The sequence below is a fragment of the Streptomyces sp. NPDC127098 genome, from assembly GCF_042722465.1.
GTDB classification, from domain to species: Bacteria; Actinomycetota; Actinomycetes; order Streptomycetales; family Streptomycetaceae; genus Streptomyces; species Streptomyces millisiae.
This window is the reverse complement of sequence record NZ_JBHXFJ010000079.1, coordinates 1-20,141: the sequence shown is the minus strand read 5'-3', so window position 1 is coordinate 20,141 and position 20,141 is coordinate 1. Positions and strand designations below refer to the sequence as shown.

17 protein-coding genes and 1 pseudogene are annotated in these 20,141 nt (G+C 73.8%); 5 read left to right on the top strand and 13 right to left on the bottom strand.

The window, feature by feature from the left end; genetic code table 11:
- Window positions 1-37 precede the first annotated feature (37 nt).
- Entirely contained in the window at window positions 38-1,066 is a 1,029-nt protein-coding gene (locus ACFWI8_RS32270; protein ID WP_387098825.1) for an aspartate-semialdehyde dehydrogenase, read from the top strand.
- Between the two features lie 596 nt (window positions 1,067-1,662).
- On the opposite strand, the gene ACFWI8_RS32265 is transcribed toward ACFWI8_RS32270, so the two are convergent.
- Together ACFWI8_RS32265 and ACFWI8_RS32260 are read right to left on the bottom strand one after the other, a co-directional pair.
- Window positions 1,663-2,748 carry a S1 family peptidase gene (locus ACFWI8_RS32265; RefSeq protein ID WP_387098823.1) on the bottom strand — a complete coding sequence of 362 codons (1,086 nt, stop codon included), beginning with the start codon at window positions 2,746-2,748 and terminating at the stop codon, window positions 1,663-1,665.
- Window positions 2,749-3,327: 579 nt separating this feature from the next.
- Window positions 3,328-4,248, bottom strand: a complete 921-nt coding sequence (locus ACFWI8_RS32260; protein WP_311602325.1) for a S1 family peptidase — start codon at window positions 4,246-4,248, stop codon at window positions 3,328-3,330.
- A gap of 371 nt (window positions 4,249-4,619) precedes the next feature.
- Here ACFWI8_RS32260 and ACFWI8_RS32255 point away from each other — a divergent pair, with 371 nt between their 5' ends.
- Complete coding sequence (locus ACFWI8_RS32255) at window positions 4,620-5,066, top strand: cell division protein SepF (RefSeq protein WP_387098821.1); 447 nt, start codon at window positions 4,620-4,622, stop codon at window positions 5,064-5,066.
- 568 nt (window positions 5,067-5,634) lie between these two features.
- Here the strand turns inward: ACFWI8_RS32255 and ACFWI8_RS32250 are convergent.
- Together ACFWI8_RS32250 and ACFWI8_RS32245 are read right to left on the bottom strand one after the other, a co-directional pair.
- Entirely contained in the window at window positions 5,635-6,822 is a 1,188-nt protein-coding gene (locus ACFWI8_RS32250; protein ID WP_387098819.1) for an acyl-CoA dehydrogenase family protein, read from the bottom strand.
- 10 nt (window positions 6,823-6,832) lie between these two features.
- The gene (locus ACFWI8_RS32245) at window positions 6,833-8,455 is read right to left on the bottom strand and encodes an MFS transporter (protein WP_387098817.1); all 1,623 of its coding nucleotides are present in this window, start codon (window positions 8,453-8,455) and stop codon (window positions 6,833-6,835) included.
- 391 nt (window positions 8,456-8,846) lie between these two features.
- Here ACFWI8_RS32245 and ACFWI8_RS32240 point away from each other — a divergent pair, with 391 nt between their 5' ends.
- Complete coding sequence (locus ACFWI8_RS32240; protein WP_387098815.1) at window positions 8,847-9,776, top strand: phosphatase PAP2 family protein; 930 nt, start codon at window positions 8,847-8,849, stop codon at window positions 9,774-9,776.
- A gap of 3 nt (window positions 9,777-9,779) precedes the next feature.
- On the opposite strand, the gene ACFWI8_RS32235 is transcribed toward ACFWI8_RS32240, so the two are convergent.
- Window positions 9,780-9,995, bottom strand: coding sequence for a proteinase inhibitor I78 (locus ACFWI8_RS32235; RefSeq protein ID WP_311602330.1), 216 nt, complete (start codon window positions 9,993-9,995; stop codon window positions 9,780-9,782).
- A 429-nt stretch (window positions 9,996-10,424) separates the two neighbouring features.
- Between ACFWI8_RS32235 and ACFWI8_RS32230 the strand changes: the two genes are divergently transcribed.
- Entirely contained in the window at window positions 10,425-11,222 is a 798-nt protein-coding gene (locus ACFWI8_RS32230; protein WP_387098813.1) for a hypothetical protein, read from the top strand.
- 673 nt (window positions 11,223-11,895) lie between these two features.
- Window positions 11,896-12,174 (top strand): hypothetical protein, encoded by a 279-nt coding sequence (locus ACFWI8_RS32225; RefSeq protein ID WP_311602332.1) that lies wholly within the window; start codon window positions 11,896-11,898, stop codon window positions 12,172-12,174.
- 17 nt (window positions 12,175-12,191) lie between these two features.
- On the opposite strand, the gene der is transcribed toward ACFWI8_RS32225, so the two are convergent.
- The 8 genes and pseudogenes from der to ACFWI8_RS32185 all read right to left on the bottom strand — a co-directional run.
- Window positions 12,192-13,655: a ribosome biogenesis GTPase Der gene (gene der / locus ACFWI8_RS32220; protein WP_387098811.1), complete on the bottom strand. Its 1,464-nt coding sequence runs from the start codon at window positions 13,653-13,655 to the stop codon at window positions 12,192-12,194.
- 79 nt (window positions 13,656-13,734) lie between these two features.
- Window positions 13,735-14,400 (bottom strand): lysophospholipid acyltransferase family protein, encoded by a 666-nt coding sequence (locus tag ACFWI8_RS32215; RefSeq protein ID WP_387098809.1) that lies wholly within the window; start codon window positions 14,398-14,400, stop codon window positions 13,735-13,737.
- Entirely contained in the window at window positions 14,397-15,080 is a 684-nt protein-coding gene (gene cmk / locus ACFWI8_RS32210) for a (d)CMP kinase (RefSeq protein WP_387098807.1), read from the bottom strand. Before cmk ends, ACFWI8_RS32215 begins: the two co-directional genes overlap by 4 nt.
- Window positions 15,081-15,275: 195 nt before the next feature.
- Window positions 15,276-16,361: a prephenate dehydrogenase gene (locus ACFWI8_RS32205; RefSeq protein ID WP_387098805.1), complete on the bottom strand. Its 1,086-nt coding sequence runs from the start codon at window positions 16,359-16,361 to the stop codon at window positions 15,276-15,278.
- Between the two features lie 59 nt (window positions 16,362-16,420).
- Window positions 16,421-17,395, bottom strand: coding sequence for a pseudouridine synthase (locus tag ACFWI8_RS32200; RefSeq protein WP_387098803.1), 975 nt, complete (start codon window positions 17,393-17,395; stop codon window positions 16,421-16,423).
- A complete protein-coding gene (gene scpB / locus ACFWI8_RS32195; protein WP_387098801.1) occupies window positions 17,395-18,036 on the bottom strand; it encodes an SMC-Scp complex subunit ScpB in 642 nt (213 codons plus the stop codon). Before scpB ends, ACFWI8_RS32200 begins: the two co-directional genes overlap by 1 nt.
- Window positions 18,033-18,959: a segregation and condensation protein A gene (locus ACFWI8_RS32190; protein WP_387098799.1), complete on the bottom strand. Its 927-nt coding sequence runs from the start codon at window positions 18,957-18,959 to the stop codon at window positions 18,033-18,035. The genes scpB and ACFWI8_RS32190 overlap by 4 nt, the downstream gene beginning before the upstream one ends.
- A gap of 656 nt (window positions 18,960-19,615) precedes the next feature.
- A pseudogene (locus ACFWI8_RS32185) lies at window positions 19,616-20,014 on the bottom strand (hypothetical protein); the annotation flags it as partial.
- Window positions 20,015-20,141: the final 127 nt, after the last annotated feature.

The following is a 20,141-nucleotide window of genomic DNA, read 5'->3' as shown; positions in this document are numbered from 1 at the left end:
CAGCCACCCTCCAGTGCGGGGAAGTGAGAGGAAGCACATGAAGATCGGGATCGTCGGAGCCACCGGACAGGTCGGCGGAGTGATGCGCGGAATCCTGGCCGAGCGGAAGTTCCCGGTCGACCAGCTCCGGCTCTTCGCCTCGGCGCGGTCGGCCGGCAGCACGCTGCCCTGGCAGGACGGCGTGATCACCGTCGAGGACGCGGCCGCCGCCGACTTCTCGGGCCTGGACATCGTGCTCTTCTCGGCGGGCAAGGGCACCTCGCTGGCACTGGCCGAGAAGGTGGCGGCCTCCGGAGCCGTGGTGATCGACAACTCCTCCGCCTGGCGGATGAACCCCGACGTGCCGCTCGTCGTCTCCGAGGTGAACCCGCACGCCGCCGCCCACCGGCCCAAGGGGATCATCGCCAACCCCAACTGCACCACCATGGCCGCCATGCCGGTGCTGCGCCCGCTGCACCAGGAGGCCGGCCTGACGTCCCTCGTCGTCGCCACCTACCAGGCGGTGTCCGGCAGCGGCCTCTCCGGCGTCGCCGAGCTCGACCGCCAGGCGCGGGCCGCGGCGAACCAGGACATGGCCCGGCTGACCTACGACGGCCGGGCGGTCGACTTCCCCGCCCCCGAGAACTACAAGCGGCCCATCGCGTTCAACGTGCTGCCGCTGGCCGGCTCGATCGTCGAGGACGGCCTCGCGGAGACCGACGAGGAGCAGAAGCTCCGCAACGAGAGCCGCAAGATCCTGGAGATCCCCGAGCTCAAGGTCTCCGGCACCTGCGTCCGGGTCCCGGTCTTCACCGGCCACTCGCTCCAGATCAACGCCCGCTTCGAACGCCCGCTGAGCACCCAGCGCGCCACCGAGCTGCTGAGCACGGCGGAGGGCGTCGCGCTCTCCGACATCCCGACCCCGCAGCAGGCCGCCGGCCGCGACGCGAGCTACGTCGGCCGCATCCGCCGCGACGAGACGGTGGAGCACGGCCTGGCGTTCTTCGTCACCAACGACAACCTGCGCAAGGGCGCGGCCCTCAACGCGGTCCAGATCGCCGAACTCATCGCCGACGAGACCCGCTGACACACCCCCGGCGCCACGCGCCGGCTTCCCCCACCCACCCACCCTTTCGCGCTCCGCGCGGAGGTGGCGCCAGCACGCCACCCGAGGCCACCACCAAGGGCGGCGGGCGGGCGCGGCCCCCACGGCCGCCCCAGCCGTCGGCTGCCCCGCCGCGGAGCGCGAGGGGCGCGGGGCCCAAGCCCGGCGCGGCGCCCCCCGGCGCTGCGGCCCGCCTGCGGCGCCCGGCGCGGAGCGCGAGAGAGCGCGGCCCGAGCCCCGGCCTGCGGCGGCTTCGCCGCCTGGCCGCACGGCCGACCCGGCCGTCGGTGCCCCGCCGCGTAGGACCGCCGGCGGCCAGCCGCACCCGCGGAGCGCGAGGGGCGCGGGGCCCAAGCCCGGCGCGGCGCCCTCGCCGCCCGTTCCGTACCCGGCGCTGCGCACGGCCCGTGGCGGCTTCGCCGCCGGGCCACGCGGCCCGGGCCGCGCGAGGCCACCGCCAAGGGCGGGTGGGTGGGCGCGGCCCCGCGGCCCGCACGCCCAGCGCGCAGCGAAACGCAGCGAAACGCCGCCCACCCACCCCTGGAAGGGGCGGGTGGGCGGGGGGAAACCAAACGGCCTTACGGGAGCGTCGCTCCCACCGCGGCCAGCGCGTCGGTCACCGGGTAGAAGAACGTCGTGCCGCCGGAGGTGCAGTCGCCGCTGCCCCCCGAGGTGAGTCCGACCGCCTCGCCGTCGGCGAACAGCGCGCCGCCGCTGTCACCCGGCTCGGCGCAGACCGTGGTCTGGATCGTGCCCTCGACGGTGCCCTGCGGGTAGCTCACCGACACGTCGACGGCCGTGACGACGCCGTCGTGCAGTTCGGTGGTGCTGCCGCTGCGCTGCACCGGTTGGCCGACCACGGCCTCGGCCGCGCCGGTGATCTCCTGCGCCGTGCCGTCGTAGAGGTTGACCTCGCTCGGCGCGTCGACCTCGCCCTCGTACTCGACCAGCGCGAAGTCGGAGCCGGGGAACTCGCTCTCCGTCATGGTGCCGATGGTCGCGCCGCCGGCCTCGTCCGACCAGGTGCTGCCGGTCTCGCCGCAGTGACCGGCCGTCAGGAAGCCGGGCGTGCCGGCGGCCGTGGTCACGTTGAAGCCGAGGGAGCAGCGGGCGCCGGAGGAGAAGATCGCGTCGCCGCCGGCGACGAAGGGCTGGAACTCACCCGCGACCGTCTCGAAGGTGGCGGCGTCGCCGAGCGCGGCCACGGAGTCCTCGACGGCCGCGCGGGCCTCGCCCTGGACGGTTCCGTCGACGGTGACCTTGACGGTGTTGGTGACGGGGTCGACCGTCCAGGCGGTGCCCGGGACGGCGAACTCCGAGACCTGCGACCGCACCTCGGCCAGTTCGTCGAGCGAGTACCTGACCATCCGGGCCTCGGCGCCGGAGTCCTCGACCGCGGCCCTGGCCGACTCGTCCACCACGTTCACCACCAGGGTGCGCGCCTCGGCGTCGTAGTAGGAGCCGGCGACCGCGTCGTCGAGTGTTCCGACGAGGGTCGAGGCGAGCTGGCCCGCCTCGACGGAGGACAGCACCGTGGGGATGACCTCGTCCGGAGCGGTGGGGGTCGCGTTCGCCTGTGCGACAGCGAACGTTCCGGCTACGAGGGCGACGATTCCGGCTGAGGCGGCCCATAGGCGGCGGTTGGACGTACGTCGGTGTGTCACGCTCTTTTCCTCCTGTGGGGGTTGGAGCACCGTGCTCCGGAGAGAGGGCACAGACCTGGCCACCCCCATCGGGGTCGCGCCGTCCATGCCAAGCGGTGCTGGCGAGTATTCCCAGCCCGCGTCGACCGGCGCAAGGCTCAGATCTTGCCCCGGCCATACGATCACACCGGCTGGGGTAATGCGCGTAAACCATCCACAACACTCCGCACTTTGCCACCGGAGACCGACAGCCCTCCCCCCACCGGGGACGGCTCGTACGCACGCACGTAGCGGTCTCGCGCCGGCGCGTCACCTCAGATCGAGGACTAGACCTGTCTGAAAATCGACCCTCATGTCTCCACCTCCTCCCGGGATGTTGATATTTCGAGTCGTGCACGCGTGAGATGGGCCACACCGGGGCCCCAGGAACCCCCAGGAGGGCACAGGACGGCCGCCGGACGGTCAACAACCCGGCCGACGGGCCGGGTTGTGCGGGCGGTCGCGCGCCACGGCACGGGGCGCACACAGACGACCGCCCCCGCCCGGTGGACCGGGCGGGGGCGGTCGGTGAGCGCCGGCGGGTGCCCGCCGGCGCCTGGATCACCCGATGGAAGCGCCGTAGGCGTTCAGGGCCTCGACGACCGGCTGGAAGTACGTCGTGCCGCCGGAGGAGCAGTTGCCGCTACCGCCGGAGGTCAGGCCGATGGCGGTGTTGCCGGAGAACAGCGGGCCACCGCTGTCGCCGGGCTCGGCGCACACGTTGGTCCGGATCAGACCGGAGACGATGTCGCCGCCGCCGTAGTTGACGGTGTAGTTGAGGCCGGTGACCGAGCCGCTGCGCAGGCCGGTGGTGGAGCCGCTGCGCTGCACGGCGAGGCCGTTGGTGGCGTTGGCCGCGCCGGTGATGGCACGCGTGGTCCCGTTGTACAGGTTGACCGAGCTCGGCCGGGACAGCGAGGTGTTGCTGACCCGGATGATGCCGTAGTCGTTGCCCGGGAAGCTGCTGCCGGCCGTCGGGCCGATCGAGGTGGACAGGCCCGAGTTGGTGTACCAGCCCGGGTTGCCGTCGGTGCAGTGCCCGGCGGTCAGGGCGTAGGGCGTGCCACCGATGTTGACGTTGAAGCCAAGCGAGCAGCGCCAGCCGAGGGAGGCGTAGATGGCGTCGCCGCCGGCGATGTAGCGCTGGAGGGTGCCCTCGGTGCGCTCGATGGAGATGGCACCGCTGAGAGTCCCGGCGCTCTGCCTGATCTCGTTGATCTCGGCGGCGGTGACGGACTCGTCGGCGGTGACGACGACGCGGTTCGTCGCCTTGTCGACGGTCCAGGAGGTGCCGGCCACGTCGGCCTCGAGCACCGCGTTGCTCGCCGAGGTCAGCTGGGCCGCGCTGAAGGTGGAGACGGGCTCGGCCTGGGCCGCGTTCGGAAGGGCGAACGCGGCGGCGGCCAGCAGACCCGAGGACGCGGCGATCAGCCGGAGCCGTCGGGACGTGCCTCTGTGGGGGTTCCTGCGCTTCAAACTCACTTGTACTTCCTCCAGTAAGGAATCCGGGGTCCGTTGGGTAGGCGGACCCGTGAGGCGTGGCCAGGAGCCGGCTGTGGGGCATGCTCCTGACAAGCGCTGCCGAGAGTCTCCTCACCAGCGGCCCCGTTGAAAAGAACGCCTTTCGGCCAGCCCGGACACATCCGCCTCACTCGTTCGGCGGAGACCGGAGTACCTCACACAGCGTCAGCGGGCGGATACTGCAAACGTGCTGCCGGCGGAGCGCGTCGAATGCACCAGAACCGTCACGAAACGCGATTCCTTTGGCTATCCCCTTGGCGCATTGTCAGCATCATGGACCACGATAGGCATGCGGATGGGTAGAGGGCCGCGAGAGGAGAAAGGAGGAGTCCATGGGATCGGTGCGTAGGGCGAGTGCCTGGTTGGGCCTCGTCGATGACAGCGAGATGCGTTACTACGACGACGAGTACGCCGAGGGTCCGGAGCCTGGCGACGACGCGGGGCCGTGGACCACCGACCCGCGGGTCCGGGTGGCCGCCGAGGTCGCGCAAGACCAGGGCGGGCGCATCGCGACGATCACCCCCGACGGCTTCCGGGACGCTCGTCGCATCGGTGAACTCTTCCGCGACGGTATTCCGGTCGTGGTCAACCTGACGGTGCTCGACTCCGCCGACGCCAAGCGCGTCGTGGACTTCGCGGCCGGCCTCACGTTCGGCCTGCGCGGCACGATCGAGCGCGTGGCCAACCGGGTCTTCCTGTTGACCCCCGCCGAGTACGAGATCGTCAGCGACGAGCGCCGCCGCCGCCCTTCGGAGGACGGCTTCTTCAACCAAAGCTGAGTCGGCGGGCCTGGCCGGCCGAGCGGGCGGGCCGCCAGGCCGCTCGCCTGCCGGCGGCCAGACAGCCGCGGCGCCGTGCCCAACGCGGAACAGCCCGGGGCGCCCCACGGACCTGGTCCGGAAGCGCAACAAGCGCGAAGCGCCGCGGCCGGCCCCGGCCGGGGGCCGAGCCCGGGGGCGGAACAGCCAACAGCCATGAGCCGGAACCCCGCCGCGCGCGAAGCGCCGCGGCCAACCGCCCCGCTGCCGGCCGCACCAGACCCAGCCCCGGCTCGGATCACCGGCCAAGCGGCCAGCCACGCCCTCACCACCGCGCCCAGGCGCGAAGCGCCGCGGCCAACCGCCCCGCTGCCGGCCGCACCCGGGCGCGGAACGCCCGGGACATCCAGCGGACATGGCTCGAAGCCCGCCGCAGGCCGACCCTCAGGACCGCCGGCTCCACCGCGGAACAGCCCAGGACAGCCAACGGCCATGGCCCCGAGGCCTGCCGCGCGCGAAGCGCCGCGGCCAGGCGGCCGGCACGGCCACGGCGGCGAAGCCGCCCGCCCCACCCGCCCGGCCACCACGGCTAGTGGAACGCGTCGAGGCCCGTCAGGGCCTTGCCGATGACGAGTTGGTGCATCTCGCTCGTGCCCTCGTACGTCAGCACGGACTCCAGGTTGGCCATGTGCCGCATCACCGGGTACTCCAGGGAGATGCCGTTCGCCCCCAGGATCGTCCTGGCCGTACGGCAGATGTCCAGCGCCTCGCGCACGTTGTTCAGTTTGCCGAAGCTCACCTGCTCGGGCCGCAGCCGGCCGGCGTCGAGGCGGCGGCCGAGGTGGAGGGCGAGCAGCAGGCCCTTGTGCAGCTCCACCGCCATGTCCGCGAGCTTCGCCTGGGTGAGCTGGAAGCCGCCGATCGGGCGGCCGAACTGCTCGCGCACGCGCGCGTACTCCAGCGCCGTCTCGAAGCAGCTGCGGGCGGCGCCGAGCGCGCCCCAGGTGATGCCGTAGCGGGCGTGGCTCAGCGCGCCGAGCGGGGCGCGCAGGCCGCGTGCCTCGGGCAGCACCGCGTCGGCCGGCAACCGGACGCCGTCGAGGGACAGTTCGCTGGTCACCGAGGCCCGCAGCGAGCCCTTGTGACGGATCGGCGTGGCCGCGAAGCCCGGCGTCCCGGCCGGCACCAGGAAGCCGCGGACGCCGTCGTCCGTCCTGGCCCAGACCACGGCCACGTCGGCCAACGAGCCGTTGGTGATCCACGTCTTGCGGCCGGTGAGCAGCCAGTCGCCGCCGTCGCGCTCGGCGCGGGTCCGCATCCCGGCCGGGTTCGAGCCGTGGTCGGGCTCGGTCAGCGCGAAGCAGCCGATGGTCTCGCCGCTGGCCATCGCCGGCAACCAGCGGCGGCGCTGGTCCTCGGAGCCGTAGCGGTGGATGGCGTACATGGCCAGGGATCCCTGCACGGAGACCAGCGAGCGGATCCCGGAGTCGGCGGCCTCCAACTCCAGGCAGACCAGGCCGTACTGGACGGCCGACGCACCGGCGCAGCCGTAGCCCGTCAGGGACATGCCGAGGGCGCCGAGCGCGCCGAGTTCCCTGGCGAGTTCGCGGATGTCCGGAACCTCGCCGCGCTCGTACCACTCGGCGATGTGCGGCAGCACCCGGTCCCGCGCCCAGGCGCGGGCGGCGGCGCGCACCGCCAGGTCGTCCTCGGCGAGGAGTTCGTCGATGCCCAGCGGGTCGACCGGGTCGAACGGTGGCGGGGTGTCAGCGGTCACCGCGCCGACGTTAGGGGCGGGTGATCCCGCTGGGCAAGAGCGACCTGCCGTCGGCCTCCCGCCCCTGCGCCGGCACGCCGGAGCGCCCCGTCGCGCAGAGCCGGCGCGGCAGCCGGCAGGCCGCCACCGCGCCCAGCAGCAGCAGCGCCGCGCTGGCCACCAGGGTGAGTCGCATGCCCTGGACGAACGCCTCGCGGGCGGCGTCCCGCACGGCCTCGGCCCTGGCGCCGCCGAGCCGGTCGGCCACCGTGTACGCCTCGCCGAGGGAGTGACCCGCCGCCTCGGCGTCGGCCGTGCTCACGCCGGCGAGGCCGCGGACCGCGGGGCCGTACACGGCGTTCATCAGGCTGCCGAGCAGCGCGATACCGATGCCGGCGCCGAACTGGTAGGCGGTCTCGCCGATGGCCGCGGCGCTGCCCGCCTCGGCGGCCGGCGCGTCGCTGAGCATGGACTCGTAGGCGGCGAACAGCGTGGTCTCGAGACCGAAGCCGAGCAGCACGAAGCCGAGGGTCATCAGCACCGGGCGGTCCTGTTCGCCCAGGCCGACGAGGAGGAGCACGGCCAGCGCCGTGAGGCAGAAGCCGAGCACCACCATCAGCCGGGGGCCGACCCTGTGCAGCAGCCGGGAGCCGACGAGGCCGGCGGCGATGGCGGCCAGGCTCAGCGGCAGCAGCCGCAGGCCGGTCTCCGACGGCGAGAGGCCGAGCACCAGTTGCAGGTACTGGGCGGCGACGAGCGCGAGGCCGACCAGGGCGAGCACGGTGAGCACGATGCAGCCCACCGAGGTGCCGAAGGCCGGTCTGGCGAACGCGGTCAGGTCGATGATCGGGTGGCTCGCGCGGCGCTGGCGCCGGGCGAAGAGGGCGAGCAGCGCCACGCCCACCAGGGCGGCCAGCGCCGTGCCCGGCGTGAACAGGTCGCCGGCCCCGATCCGCTTGAGCGCCAGGATCACGGAGAAGAGGCCGACCGCCGCCGTCAGGGCCCCGGCCACGTCCCAGGGTCCCGAGCCGTCGCCGGCCGACTCGGGCAGCAGTGCCCGGGCCACCGGCAGGCAGACGACCATCAGCGGGATGTTGACGAGGAAGACCGAGCCCCACCAGAAGTGTTCGAGCAGCAGCCCGCCCACCAGCGGGCCGAGCGCGGCGCCCACCGCGGCCACCGCGCTCCAGACGCCGATGGCGAAGGCCCGTTCCCTGCGGTCGGGGAAGACGTGGCGCAGGATGGACAGCGTGGCCGGCATGATCATGGCTCCGCCGACGCCCAGCAGCGCCCTGGCGCCGATCAGCACGCCGGCGCTCGGCGCGTAGGCGGCGACGGCGGAGGCGACGCCGAAGCAGGCGTAGCCGAGCAGCAGCACCCGGCGACGGCCGACCCGGTCGCCCAGGGTGCCGAAGAGGATCAGCAGGGAGGCGCAGACGAGCGGGTAGGCGTCGACGATCCACAGCAGTTCGATGCCACCGGGGCGCAGCTCCTCGCTGACGGCCGGCACGGCCACGTGCAGCACGGTGGCGTCTATCGCCACCACGAGCAGGCTGACGCAGAGCACGACGAGGACGGTCCAGCGGCGGGGGTGGCCGCCGGGCGCGCCGTCGCGCTCTCGGACCGTGGACCCGGGCAGGGGCGTCTCGGACATCAACGCACCTCCCTGTGGCGCGCGTGACGTCCCCTCGTCACCGCGGGGGAATCCCGGTGGCGCGCGCGCCGGGCACGGTGTGGAGGGCAGGACGGGCAGACAGCGTACGACAGGCGCCCGCCGGCCATCGAACGCGCCCGCACGCGTCAGCGAACCGCCGCCGTCCGCGGCGTCGTTCACCTGAGGACCGCGCGCAATTCCCCTTCACCGACCATGAAAAGACGATGAGCCGACCGCCCCCGAAATACCTCGGCGTCAATTCCCGAGGCCCGTCCATTTCGTCGTGCGACGGGAGCCCGGGCAGGTGAAAAGACTGGCGGCACATCACATCGCCATTACGAAGACGGGGGCGGGCGGGAAGCCTGCTATCACGGGCTGTAATCTTGAAAAAGTGCGTACCGACCGACTCCTAGCCCGCCTCGAACAGGAGCCACAGCCACCGAGCATGCCGGTTCCCGAGATGAGCCGCACGCGCGGGGCGCTCCTGTGGGCCACGCTGGGCTTCTACGTGGCCATCGTGGCGGCGGTGCTCAGCACGTCCTGGCTCGTCCGCCTCGACTGGCAGGTGATGCTGTTCCGGCCGTACAAGCAGTGGCCGGAGATGCACGCCTTCCTCGACTACTTCGTCGTGCTCGGGCAGCGTGGGCCCACCGCGGCGCTGGTCGCCGCCTGGCTCGGCTGGCGTTCCTGGCGGACGCGCACCCTGCGCCCGCTGCTGGTGATGGCCCTCTCGCTGCTCCTGCTGAACGTCACGGTCGGCGCCGCCAAGCTGGGCATGGGCCGGGAGGGGCCCCACTACGCCACCGCCATGGGCTCGAACGAGATGTTCCTGACCGGCGATATATTTCCTTCGGGACATACCGCCAACGCGGTCGTGACCTGGGGGATCCTGGCCTATCTGGCCACCACCCCGCGCGCCCGCCGCCTCCTGTCGGTGATCGCCGCGTTCTGCGCGCTCGGCGTCGGAGCCACCACCGTCTACCTCGGCACGCACTGGGTGAGCGACGTGCTGCTCGGCTGGGCCGCCGGGCTGTTGATCCTGCTGGCCCTGCCCTGGGGGGAGCCGCTGATCAACCGGGTCGACGCCATGCTCCTCGCCGTCCGGGACCGGGTGTTCGGCACCCCGGGCCGGTACGCGCACACCGCGCCCCAGCTCGACGCCGCGCCGCAGCCGGTGGCCGCCTCGCTCGTGGGCTCCGCGGTGGCGGCGCGGTCGGGCGCGGGCGCGCACCCCGCGAAGCTCAGGCTGCGCGCGCCGAACCGACCCCGCCCCGGCGGCCGCCCGGACCACCCGCCGGCCAGGCCGGTCGGGAGCCGCTGAGGCTCAGCCCTTCCAGCAGCGGACGACCTCGCCGTCGCGCACGGCGAGGTTGAGGCGGCCCGCCATGAACTCCATGGTGATGATGGCGTCCGGCGGCAGCCGACGCACCGTGGACCAACCCCGGTCCCTGGCCCGCCGCTCGGCCACGTCGGCCGTGAGGCCCACGTACTCCTCCGGGGCGTCGTCGGGTGTCCGGGGCTGCTGGGGTAGAGGTGCCATGCGGCCCACCGTACGGCCTGCCGGCGCCCGGGGACACCCCGAAGGTCAGGCCAGGACCGAGGAACTGTCACGCTTGTGTCACAGCGCGGCCCGGCGGGACCTGTTCGGCCGAACGTACCCCTCGGGGAATGAACGCCCCCCTTCCGGCCCCACCGAATTTCCGTTCTCCACTCGCCGCGAACGATTTAGCCGGCCCCCTTTCCCGAGCCGTCCGATCGATTTCCCACGCACCAGAAATTCACACACCCGGTGAACGAGAGTGAACTCCGGCGTTTGTCGTGCCCACTACGCTTCACCTCCGATGGGACGATTGCCCGCCCGCCGGGCGTGACCCCCACGCCGCTCCCACCGTTGTGCACGGGGCACTGACGCCCCCGGGCGCTCAGGGCCCCCGTCCACGACTTCCGCAGCTCGAACTGAGGAGCGACCGTGTCCCCCATGCTCGACGTCAGCGACGACGTACGCGCCGAGATCGGCGACGAAGAAGCCGAACGGCTGCTGGCCGGCGAGAACGCGCCGAGCAGCTACGACTGCACCTCCTGCCGCACCCCGGGAAACCCGGACCAGGAGCGCACCAGCACGGTGCTCTTCGTGGGCGACGAGACGGCGGTGCTCGCCTTCGCCCACGCCTCCTGCATCCCCTCCCAGGTGGTCTCCGTCTCCGAGGAGCAGCTCAGGGGCGCGGTGCGCTCCATCACCGGCGAGAGCCCGTCCCCCGCGGCGCCGGCCGCCTCGGAGCTGAAGCCGGCGCCGGGCCAGGCGGTGCTCGGCGTCACCTGCGGCCAGATCCTCATCGGCGACGAGCTGCACGCCGCGATCGTCGTCGAGCCCACCGGCCCGATCGCCCGTCCCGGCACCGAGGGCCCAGGCGACGACTTCCTGCCGCTGCTGATCGAGGCCGGCTTCCTGCCGGTCACGGACCTCGCCAACCAGCCGGCGCAGCTTTCTGGTTGGTCGGTCCTGCTGGCGATGGGCCAGCTGCACGCCGTCTTGCAGGGCCAGCAGAGCGGCGGCCAGCCGGTGGCCTGGTGGCAGGCCCACCAGCCGCTCACCGTCACGGACGGCTGGCGCGCCAGCGCCAACCAGCGCCAGTCCGTGGTGGTCTTCGCGGCCCCCTCCGGCTCCATCGGCCAGCAGCCCCGCGAGGACCTGCTGCGCGACGCCCTCGAAAAGGCGGCCGCCGGCGGCCTCCTCGTCGCGGCCACGATGCCGCTCGCCGGAACGTAACGCGCCTGCGGCGCCGCAGGCGCCGACCGAGCCGGCCCGCGGAGCCCCGCACGGGGCTCCGCCCCGGCGCCCCCCTCGCCGGGGCCCGGGCCCCGCAGCCAGGGGCCCGGCGGGACCCTCCGCACCCGGCGACGCCGGTCCCCGGCACCGCACCTCGCCGGAGCACGAACCCTGCGGCAGGCCACAACCCGACTCCCCGAACCGGCCCATCGCACAGGGACCGACGCAGCACCGCCCCAAGGGACATGCCCCGCCAATCCGGGCGCCGGCGAGCGGGCAAGGGGCGGCCAGGCCCGTTCGTGCCCGGCGCACACGGACCGGCACCGGCGCCGCGCCGAGCGGCCGCGGGCCGCGGCCCGGCCGCCAGGCCCGTGCGGCACCCCGGCACCCCCGCCCCGAACCGGTGCAGCGCCGCGCGCCGGGCACCGGCAGGCGCGACCGGCAAGGGGCCGCCAGGCCCGTGCGGCGCCCGGCGTCCCGCGTCGGTCGCCCCCGGCCCGAACCGGTGCGGTGCCGCGTCGGGCACAGGTCCCTTCGGACCGGGCGCCGGCAGGCGCGAAAGGGTATAACGCCCGGTTGGCCCGCATCCGGTGGGTGGGTCGATCGTTGGAGGGGCGTGCACACTTATGAAGCCTCGCGACCGCAGCACGCCCGTCCAGCCCCGATCCCCGGGATGCGGTCGGCCTACGACCAGTCGCACGGCGGCTCGGCCACCCCGATCTACGACTCGCTGTGCGCCGAATACCGCCGGCTCTTCCGGGCGTTGCCCGGCGACCGCACGGGCGAGGAGGAGCTTCGGTTCGTCGGGTTCAGCACGATCCGGCCCATTCACGGTGCGGGGTCCGGCGGTTGGCGCGACTACGGGCGGCACCACGAACTCGCGCCGCCCGTATACGGATATCCACCGGCCCAGTTGGTGGCCCCGGCGGCGCTGCCGCCGGGGAGCCTGTAACCGACCGGCCGGGACCGCTACTTCTTCTTCGCGCCGCGCTTCTCCCGCACCCGCACCGAGATGTGCACCGGGGTGCCCTCGAAGCCGAACTCCTCGCGCAGCCGCCGCTCGATGTAGCGGCGGTAGCCGGCCTCCAGGAAGCCGGAGGCGAACAGCACGAACCGGGGCGGCCTGGTGCCGGCCTGGGTGCCGAAGAGGATCCGCGGCTGCTTGCCGCCCCGCACCGGGTGCGGGTTGGCGGCGACGAGCTCGCCGAGGAAGGCGTTCAGCTTGCCGGTCGGCACCCGGCTCTCCCAGCTGGCCAGCGCCGTCTCGATGGCCGGTACCAGCTTCTCCATGTGCCGGCCGGTGCGCGCCGAGACGTTGACCCGGGGGGCCCACCGCACCTGCACCAGGTCCTGCTCGATCTCGCGCTCCAGGTAGAAGCGGCGCTCGTCCTCCAGCAGGTCCCACTTGTTGTAGGCGATGACCAGCGCGCGGCCGGCCTCCACGGCCATGGTGATGATGCGGGTGTCCTGGACGCTGATCGGCTCGGTGACGTCGATCAGCACCACGGCCACCTCGGCCTTCTCCAGGGCGGCGGCCGTCCGCAGCGAGGCGTAGTAGTCGACGCCGTCCTGCACGCGCCGCCTGATGCCGGCCGTGTCGACGAAACGCCAGGTCTGCCCGCCGAGTTCGATCAGCTCGTCGACCGGGTCCCGGGTGGTGCCGGCGAGTTCGTCGACGACCACCCGCTCCTCCCCCGCCACCTTGTTCAGCAGCGAGGACTTGCCCACGTTCGGCCTGCCGATCAGCGCGACCCGGCGCGGCCCGCCGATGGTGTCGCCGAAGGTCTGCGCGGGGGCCTCGGGCATCACCCGCAGCACCGCGTCCAGCAGGTCGCCGGTGCCGCGGCCGTGCAGCGCGGAGACCGGGAAGGGCTCGCCGATGCCCAGGTTCCACAGGTAGGCGGCCTCGGCCTCCTGGGAGGGGCCGTCGACCTTGTTGGCGCAGAGCACCACCGGCTTGCCCGAGCGGCGCAGCAGCTTGACCACGGCGTCGTCGGTGTCGGTGGCGCCGACCTTGGAGTCCACCACCATGACCACGGCGTCGGCCGCGTCGATCGCGAACTCGGCCTGGGCGGCGACGGAGGCGTGGATGCCGAGCACGTCCTGCTCCCAGCCGCCGGTGTCGACGACCTTGAAGCGGCGGCCGGCCCACTCGGCCTCGTAGCTGACCCGGTCCCTGGTGACGCCCGGCTTGTCCTCGACGACGGCCTCGCGGCGGCCGATGATCCGGTTCACCAGGGTCGACTTGCCGACGTTCGGCCGGCCGACGACGGCGAGCACGGGCAGCGGCCCGCCGCCGGCCGCCGCCAGCTCGCTGTCGATCTCCTCGGCGTCGAAGCCCTCCCCGGTGGCGAGCTCCATGAACTCCGCGTACTCGGCGTCGCCGAGCGCACCGTGCCGGTCCGCGGTGCCTGGGTGGTTCTGGTCGGTCATGGAGTTACGTCCTCGTGAGGTCTCGTCGTCGGTCGTGGGCCGGCCGTGCCACGGGCCGTGCCCATCACACCAGTGTCGCCTAACGGCCGGTGAGCCGTCGGGCCTCCTTGAGATGGGCCGCCAGCCGCTGCTGTATGCGCAGGGTGGCGTCGTCGAGCGCGGCCCTGGTGCGCCGCCCACCGGGCGCGACCGGCGTGAACGGGTCGCCGTAGACGACGTCGATCCGCCGCCGCAGCGGGGGGAACGCCGGGACCAGCCGGCCGCGTGCCTCGTTGCTGCCGAGCACGGCGACCGGCACGATCGGGGCGCCCGAGCGCAGCGCGAAGTAGGCGAGGCCGGCGCGCAGCGCCGCGAAGTCGCCCTCTCCCCTGCTGCCCTCGGGGAAGATTCCGAGCACCTGGCCGGCGTCGAGGACGGCGAGCGCCTCGGCGACGGCCGCCCGGTCGGTGCCCTGCCGGTCCACGCTGATCTGGCCGATGGCCCGGAGGTAGCCGGCGACCGGGCCGACGAAGGCCTCCCGTTTGACCAGGAACCGCACCGGGCGCGGCGAGGTGCCCATGATCATCGGGCCGTCGACGTTGTGCGCGTGGTTGCCGGCGAGGATCACCGGGCCCGCTGATGGCACCCGCCAGGTGCCGAACGCGCGCGGGCGCCAGCCGCCGTGGACCACGCCGATCGCGATCCGGCGGCCCACCGCCGCGCCCCGGGCGCCGCGCTCGCCCGCGGGGGTGCCGGACGCGCTCACCGGCGCCTGCGCTCCTCGATCAGGGTGACCACGCACTGGATGACCTGCTCCAGGGTCAGCTCCGAGGTGTCCACCTCGATCGCGTCGGCCGCCTTGGCCAGCGGGGACGCCTTGCGCGCCGAGTCGGCGGCGTCCCGCTTGAGCAGCGCCGCCTGGGTGGCGGCCAGGCCCGCCGCGTCCTTGCCCCTGAGCTCGGCGCTGCGGCGGGCGGCCCTGACCTCGGGCGAGGCGGTCAGGAAGATCTTGACGTCGGCGTCGGGGAGGACGGTGGTGCCGATGTCGCGGCCCTCGGCGACGATGCCGGTCGGCGCGGCGGCGGCGATGGACCGCTGCAGGGCGGTGATCACCGCGCGCACCTCGGGCACCGCGCTGACGGCGCTGACGGCGGCGCTGACCTCCTGGCTCCTGATGGGCCCCGAGACGTCCTCGCCGTCGACGGTGATGGTGGGGCCGAGCGGGTCGGTGCCGGAGACGATGGCGGGCTCGCCGGCGGCCGCCGCCACCTTGGCCGGGTCGTTGACGTCGACGCCGTGGGCGAGCATCCACCAGGTCATGGCCCGGTACTGCGCGCCGGTGTCCAGGAAGCCGAGACCCAGGCGGCTGGCCACGGCCTTGGAGGTGCTGGACTTGCCCGTGCCGGCGGGGCCATCGATGGCGACGATGACGGGGGTTGCAGTCACGGTGGTGCGCACCTTTCTGGAGCGGGCGAAGAGCGGTCCCCGCGAGCGACTGGGCGCGAGGGGCGGAGGCCGGGGGCGGTCCGGAAGCGTTCCCGCCGGTCGCGGGCCCCGGTGGAGAAGGGTACCGGCCCGCCAGAGGTGCCCTGCACGCGGCCGCCGCCCCACCGCTGGTGGGCGCGGGCCGGCGGGCGCCGGTCAGCCCCGGATCGACCAGCCGCGCTCGCGCAGCGCGGCGATCAGTCCCGGGGCGGCCTCCGGCACCACCATCAGCTCCACCAGGCCGGCCTGCTGGCCCGTGGCGTGCTCGATGCGGACGTCCTCGATGTTGACGCCGGCCCGGCCGGCGTCGGCGAAGATCCTGGCCAGCTCGCCGGGGCGGTCGCTGATGTGGACGGCCACGGTCTCATAGGCCGTGGGCGCGGCACCGTGCTTGCCCGGCACCCGCTCCCGCCCCGCGTTCCCGCGCCGCAGCACCGCCTCGACGCCGGCGACGCCGGCGGCCCGCTTGGCCTCGTCGGCGGATTCCAGGGCCCGCAGGGCGCGCACCGTCTCGTCCAGGTCGGCGGCGACCTCGGTGAGCACGTCAGCCACCGGGCCCGGGTTGGCGGCGAGGATGTCGAGCCACATGCGCGGCTCGGAGGCGGCGATCCTGGTGACGTCCCTGATGCCCTGCCCGCAGAGCCGGACGGCGGACTCCTCGGCGCTCTCCAGGCGGGCGGCGACCAGGCTGGAGACCAGCTGCGGGGTGTGCGAGACGAGGGCGACGGCCCGGTCGTGGGCGTCGGCGTCCATCACCACCGGCACGGCGCGGCACAGCGACGCCAGCTCCAGCGCCAGGTTCAGCACCTCGGTGTCGGTCTCCGGGGTCGGGGTGAGCACCCAGGGCCGGCCCTCGAACAGGTCGGCCGACGCGGCCAGCGGCCCGGAGCGCTCCTTGCCGGCCATGGGGTGGGTACCGAGGTAGCTGCGCGGGTCGCCGCCGAGCGCCAGGAGGTCGCGGCCCGGGCCGCCCTTGACGCTGCCGACGTCCACGTAGGCGCGGGCGGCGCCGCTCCGCTGGATCTCGGCCAGCGTGGCGGCGATGCGCGCCGGCGGGACGGCCACCACGGCCAGCTCGACCTGGCCCTCGGGGGGACCGTCGGTGCCGGCACCGAGCGCGGCCGCCGTCCTCGGCTGGTCCGGGTCCTGGTCGGCCAGGTACACCCGGACGCCGCGCGCGGTGAGCGCCAGGGCGATGGAGGTGCCGATCAGTCCGGTGCCGATGACGAGGGCGGTGCGCATTCCCCCAGCGTATGCCCCGGCGCGACGCCGCCGCCCACCGGTTTCCGCCCCCTTCGGGCCTAGAGCCCGACCTCCTTCATCAGCCGGCCGACCTCGGTGTTGGACATCCGACGCAGCCAGCCCGACTTCTGGTCGCCGAGCACGATGGGGCCGAAGCCGGTGCGCACCAGCTTGTCGACCGGGAAACCGACCTCGGCGAGCATCCGGCGCACGATGTGCTTGCGGCCCTCGTGGAGCGAGACCTCGACCAGGTAGTTCTTGCCGACGTTCTCCACGACACGGAAGTGGTCCGCCTTGGCGTAGCCGTCCTCGAGCGGCACCCCGTCCTTGAGGCGCTTGCCGAGGTCACGCGGGATGGGCCCCTGTATGGCCGCGAGGTAGGTCTTGGTCACGCCGTACCTGGGGTGGGTGAGCCGGTGGGCCAGCTCACCGTGGTTGGTGAGCAGGATGAGGCCCTCGGTCTCGGTGTCCAGGCGCCCGACGTGGAAGAGCCTGGTCTCCCGGTTCTGCACGTAGTCGCCGAGGCACTGCCTGCCCTCGGGGTCCTCCATGGAGGAGACGACGCCGGCCGGCTTGTTGAGCGCGAAGAACAGGTGGGACTGGGTGGCCACGGTCAGCCCGTCCACCTTGATCTCGTCCTTGTCGGGGTCGACGCGGCGGCCTTGGGAGAGCACGACCTGGCCGTTGACCTCGACCCTGCCCTGGTCGATCAGCTCCTCGCAGGAGCGCCGGGAGCCGAGGCCGGCCCTGGCCAGTACCTTCTGCAGCCGCTCGCCCTCCGCCTCGCCGAAGGTCTTGGGCAGCCGCACGGCCGGCTTGTCGTGCCGCGCGCGGTTGCGCTCCTCGAGCTGGGCGTCGTACTCGCGGGAGCGGGCCGGCGCGCTCCGCTTCTTCTTGGCCCCGCCGCCCGGGCCGCCGCCCTGGCCGTAACGGCGCTCCTCGGGGCGGGGGCGGCCCGCGCGCCGCTGCCGGTCGTCGCGGCTGTTGCCCGCGCCCCGGTAGTTCCGGTTGCTGTTACTGCCGCTGCTTCGCATCAGTGTTCCGTAGGGAGGTCGGTGGGAGCGTCTACGTCCATGGTGAGCGACGCCATCGCCTCCTGGCTCTCGCCCTCGACCTGTTCGGCCTCGGGGAGGAAGGGGGCGAGCTCCGGCAGTTCGTCCAGGCCGCGCAGCCCCATCCGCTCCAGGAAGTAGTGCGTCGTCACATACAGGATCGCACCTGTTTCGGGTTCGGTGCCCGCCTCGGCCACCAGACCGCGCTGGAGCAGGGTGCGCATGACGCCGTCGCAGTTGACACCGCGGATGGCGGAGACCCGGGAACGGCTGACCGGCTGCCGGTAGGCGACGACGGCCAGCGTCTCGAGCGCGGCCTGGGTCAGCCGGGCGTGCTGGCCGTCGAGCACGAAGCGCTCGACGGCCTCGGCGTACCGCGGACGCGTGTAGAACCGCCAGCCGCCGGCAACGAGCCGCAACTCGAAGCCGCGGCCCTGGGCCACGTACTCGTCCGCCAGCTCGCGCAGCGCGGCGGCGACGGCGCGACGGGGGTGACCGAGGACCCTGGCGAGGTGCTCCTCGGTGGCCGGCTCGTCGACGACCATCAGCACGGCCTCCAGCGACGGCTTCAGCTCCAGCTCGGGCGCCGGCTCGTGCTCCTGTTCCAGCTGCTCCTGGCTCACGGCCTCTCCTTCCCGTCCTGCGGCGCGGACTCCTGGTCGAACTCGTCGGTGACCAGCGGGCGGTCGGGCACCCCGCCGCTCCAGACGACGACCAGCGTGCCGAGCGCCTCCTCCTGGTCGAGGGTGACGGCCCGCTCCCGGTAGAGCTCCAGGAGGGCAAGGAAGCGGGCGACGACGGTGAGGGTGTCGGGGGCGTCCGCCACCAGCTCGCCGAAGCTGGCCCGACCGAGCTGACGCAGCCTGTCGATCACCACCTCGGCCTGCTCGCGGACGCTGACCAGGGGGGCGTGGATGTGGTCGACGTAGACTTGCGGCCTCGGCTTGGGCTGCATGGCCTTCACGGCGAGCCTGGCGAAGCCCTCGGGTCCGATGCGGATGACGACGTCCGGCAGCAGCTCGGCGTGGTGCGGCTCGAGCCCGACGGTGCGGGGGTACCGCAGCGCCTCGGCGGCGAGCCGCTCGGCGAAGATGTCGGCGACCCGCTTGAAGGCGCGGTACTGGAGCAGCCGCGCGAAGAGCAGGTCCCGGGCCTCGAGCAGCGCCAGGTCCGCCTCGTCCTCGACCTCGGCGGCCGGCAGCAGCCGGGCCGCCTTGAGGTCGAGCAGGGTGGCGGCGACGACGAGGAACTCGGTGGTCTGGTCGAGGTCCCAGTCGGGCCCCATGGCCCTGATGTACGCCATGAACTCGTCGGTCACGCGGGAGAGCGCCACCTCGGTGACATCGAGCTTGTGCCGCGAGATGAGCTGCAACAGCAGGTCGAACGGCCCCTCGAAGTTCTCCAACACCACCTTGAACCGGCCGTCGTCCTCGACGGAGGACGCTGCGCTGGCCGGGCCGGAGCCGGCCGGCTCCGCATCCGCGCCACCGACCGGTTGGGTGCGGGCCGCGACGTCGTCCGCGGGTGGCAGGTCGCTGCTCGCCACGGCCTGCTCGTCGGCCACTTCGTGACCGGGTTCCGCTCCGGCCTCCGGCCGAAGGCCGGGCCGGGCCGTGGCAACGCTCACCGCCTCACCGGCGTCGGCCACGGCCGCACCGGCGGGGCCGGCGGGAACATCCGCAACGCCTGTGGCGGCGCCCCGTACTCGCCCGACCGGCTCGGCAGCGTCGCCCGCCGGGCGAGCGGACGTCGCACCGGCCACCGGCCGGAGGCCGGCGTGCCCATCGGCGGCTGCGGCCGCCACGTGCGACTCCCCGTCCAGGCCGCCACCGTCGCCGGCAACCGGCTCGGCAGTCATCTCGCTCGCGGGCGCGGCCGCCACCGGCGGCCCGTCGTGGCCGTCGCCGGCGGAGCCGGCTGGCGGCGGGGTCGTGTCAGCGGAAGCGGTGGGGGGTTCCGCCGGCTCGTGGCCGTTCGCCGCGCCGGCCTCCGGCGCGGGCGCACCTGGGCCGCGGCCCAGCGTGCGGCGCTGGCGCGGTGGTTGCGGCGGCGGAGGAGGCGTCATCGCGGGGCAGACTACTCCCGCGGTCCACGAACGTGGCCGTGGCACTCCCGCGTCGTCCGAACCGGTTCGCCCCGCTTCGCGGTTGGACGGCCCACAGACGCTCTCACGGCCCAGCACAGCCGCAGGCGACCTCGCGGCTAGCGACCCCGCAGGCGGCGGACGAGGATGCTGGCCTCGCCGCGGGACTCCAGGTCGGCGAGGACCACCGCCACGGCTTCCCGGACGATGCGGCCGCGGTCGACCGCGAGGCCGTGTTCGCCCCTGAGCACGAGCCTGGCGTGTTCGAGGTCCATGAGTTCCTCGGCCGAGACGTAGACCGTGATCTTCTCGTCGTGGCGTTCCCGCCCGCTCGGCCGGCGCGCGGCCCGCCCGCGCCTCGGTGCGGCGGCGGGGGCCGGCCGGCCCCCCTTCGCCTCGCGCTGCTGCTGGGCCGGCAGCGTACGCTCGCCGCCCGCCCGCGCCTCACGGGCGATCCGCCGGCCGCGGGCCTCGTCGGCCGGGCCGGCCGACGAGGACGCCGGTGCCGGCTCGTCGCCGGCGCACTCCTAGGCCGCCGGCCTGGGATAACCCGCCGTCGACGGCTTACGAGTCTTCGGCGCCGTTTACTCCTTGTTGCTGACCGCCGGCTCGTGCTACGGGATCTGGCTCGGGGGCGTCGAGGGC

What these genes read in the sequence shown, in the direction of transcription:
- ACFWI8_RS32270 (WP_387098825.1), top strand. Translation starts at nt 38, where the DNA reads ATGAAGATCGGGATCGTCGGAGCCACCGGACAGGTCGGCGGAGTGATG.
- ACFWI8_RS32255 (WP_387098821.1), top strand. Translation starts at nt 4,620, where the DNA reads ATGGGATCGGTGCGTAGGGCGAGTGCCTGGTTGGGCCTCGTCGATGAC.
- ACFWI8_RS32245 (WP_387098817.1), bottom strand. Translation starts at nt 8,455, where the DNA reads ATGTCCGAGACGCCCCTGCCCGGGTCCACGGTCCGAGAGCGCGACGGC.
- ACFWI8_RS32235 (WP_311602330.1), bottom strand. Translation starts at nt 9,995, where the DNA reads ATGGCACCTCTACCCCAGCAGCCCCGGACACCCGACGACGCCCCGGAG.
- ACFWI8_RS32225 (WP_311602332.1), top strand. Translation starts at nt 11,896, where the DNA reads ATGCGGTCGGCCTACGACCAGTCGCACGGCGGCTCGGCCACCCCGATC.
- der (WP_387098811.1), bottom strand. Translation starts at nt 13,655, where the DNA reads ATGACCGACCAGAACCACCCAGGCACCGCGGACCGGCACGGTGCGCTC.
- ACFWI8_RS32205 (WP_387098805.1), bottom strand. Translation starts at nt 16,361, where the DNA reads ATGCGCACCGCCCTCGTCATCGGCACCGGACTGATCGGCACCTCCATC.
- ACFWI8_RS32200 (WP_387098803.1), bottom strand. Translation starts at nt 17,395, where the DNA reads ATGCGAAGCAGCGGCAGTAACAGCAACCGGAACTACCGGGGCGCGGGC.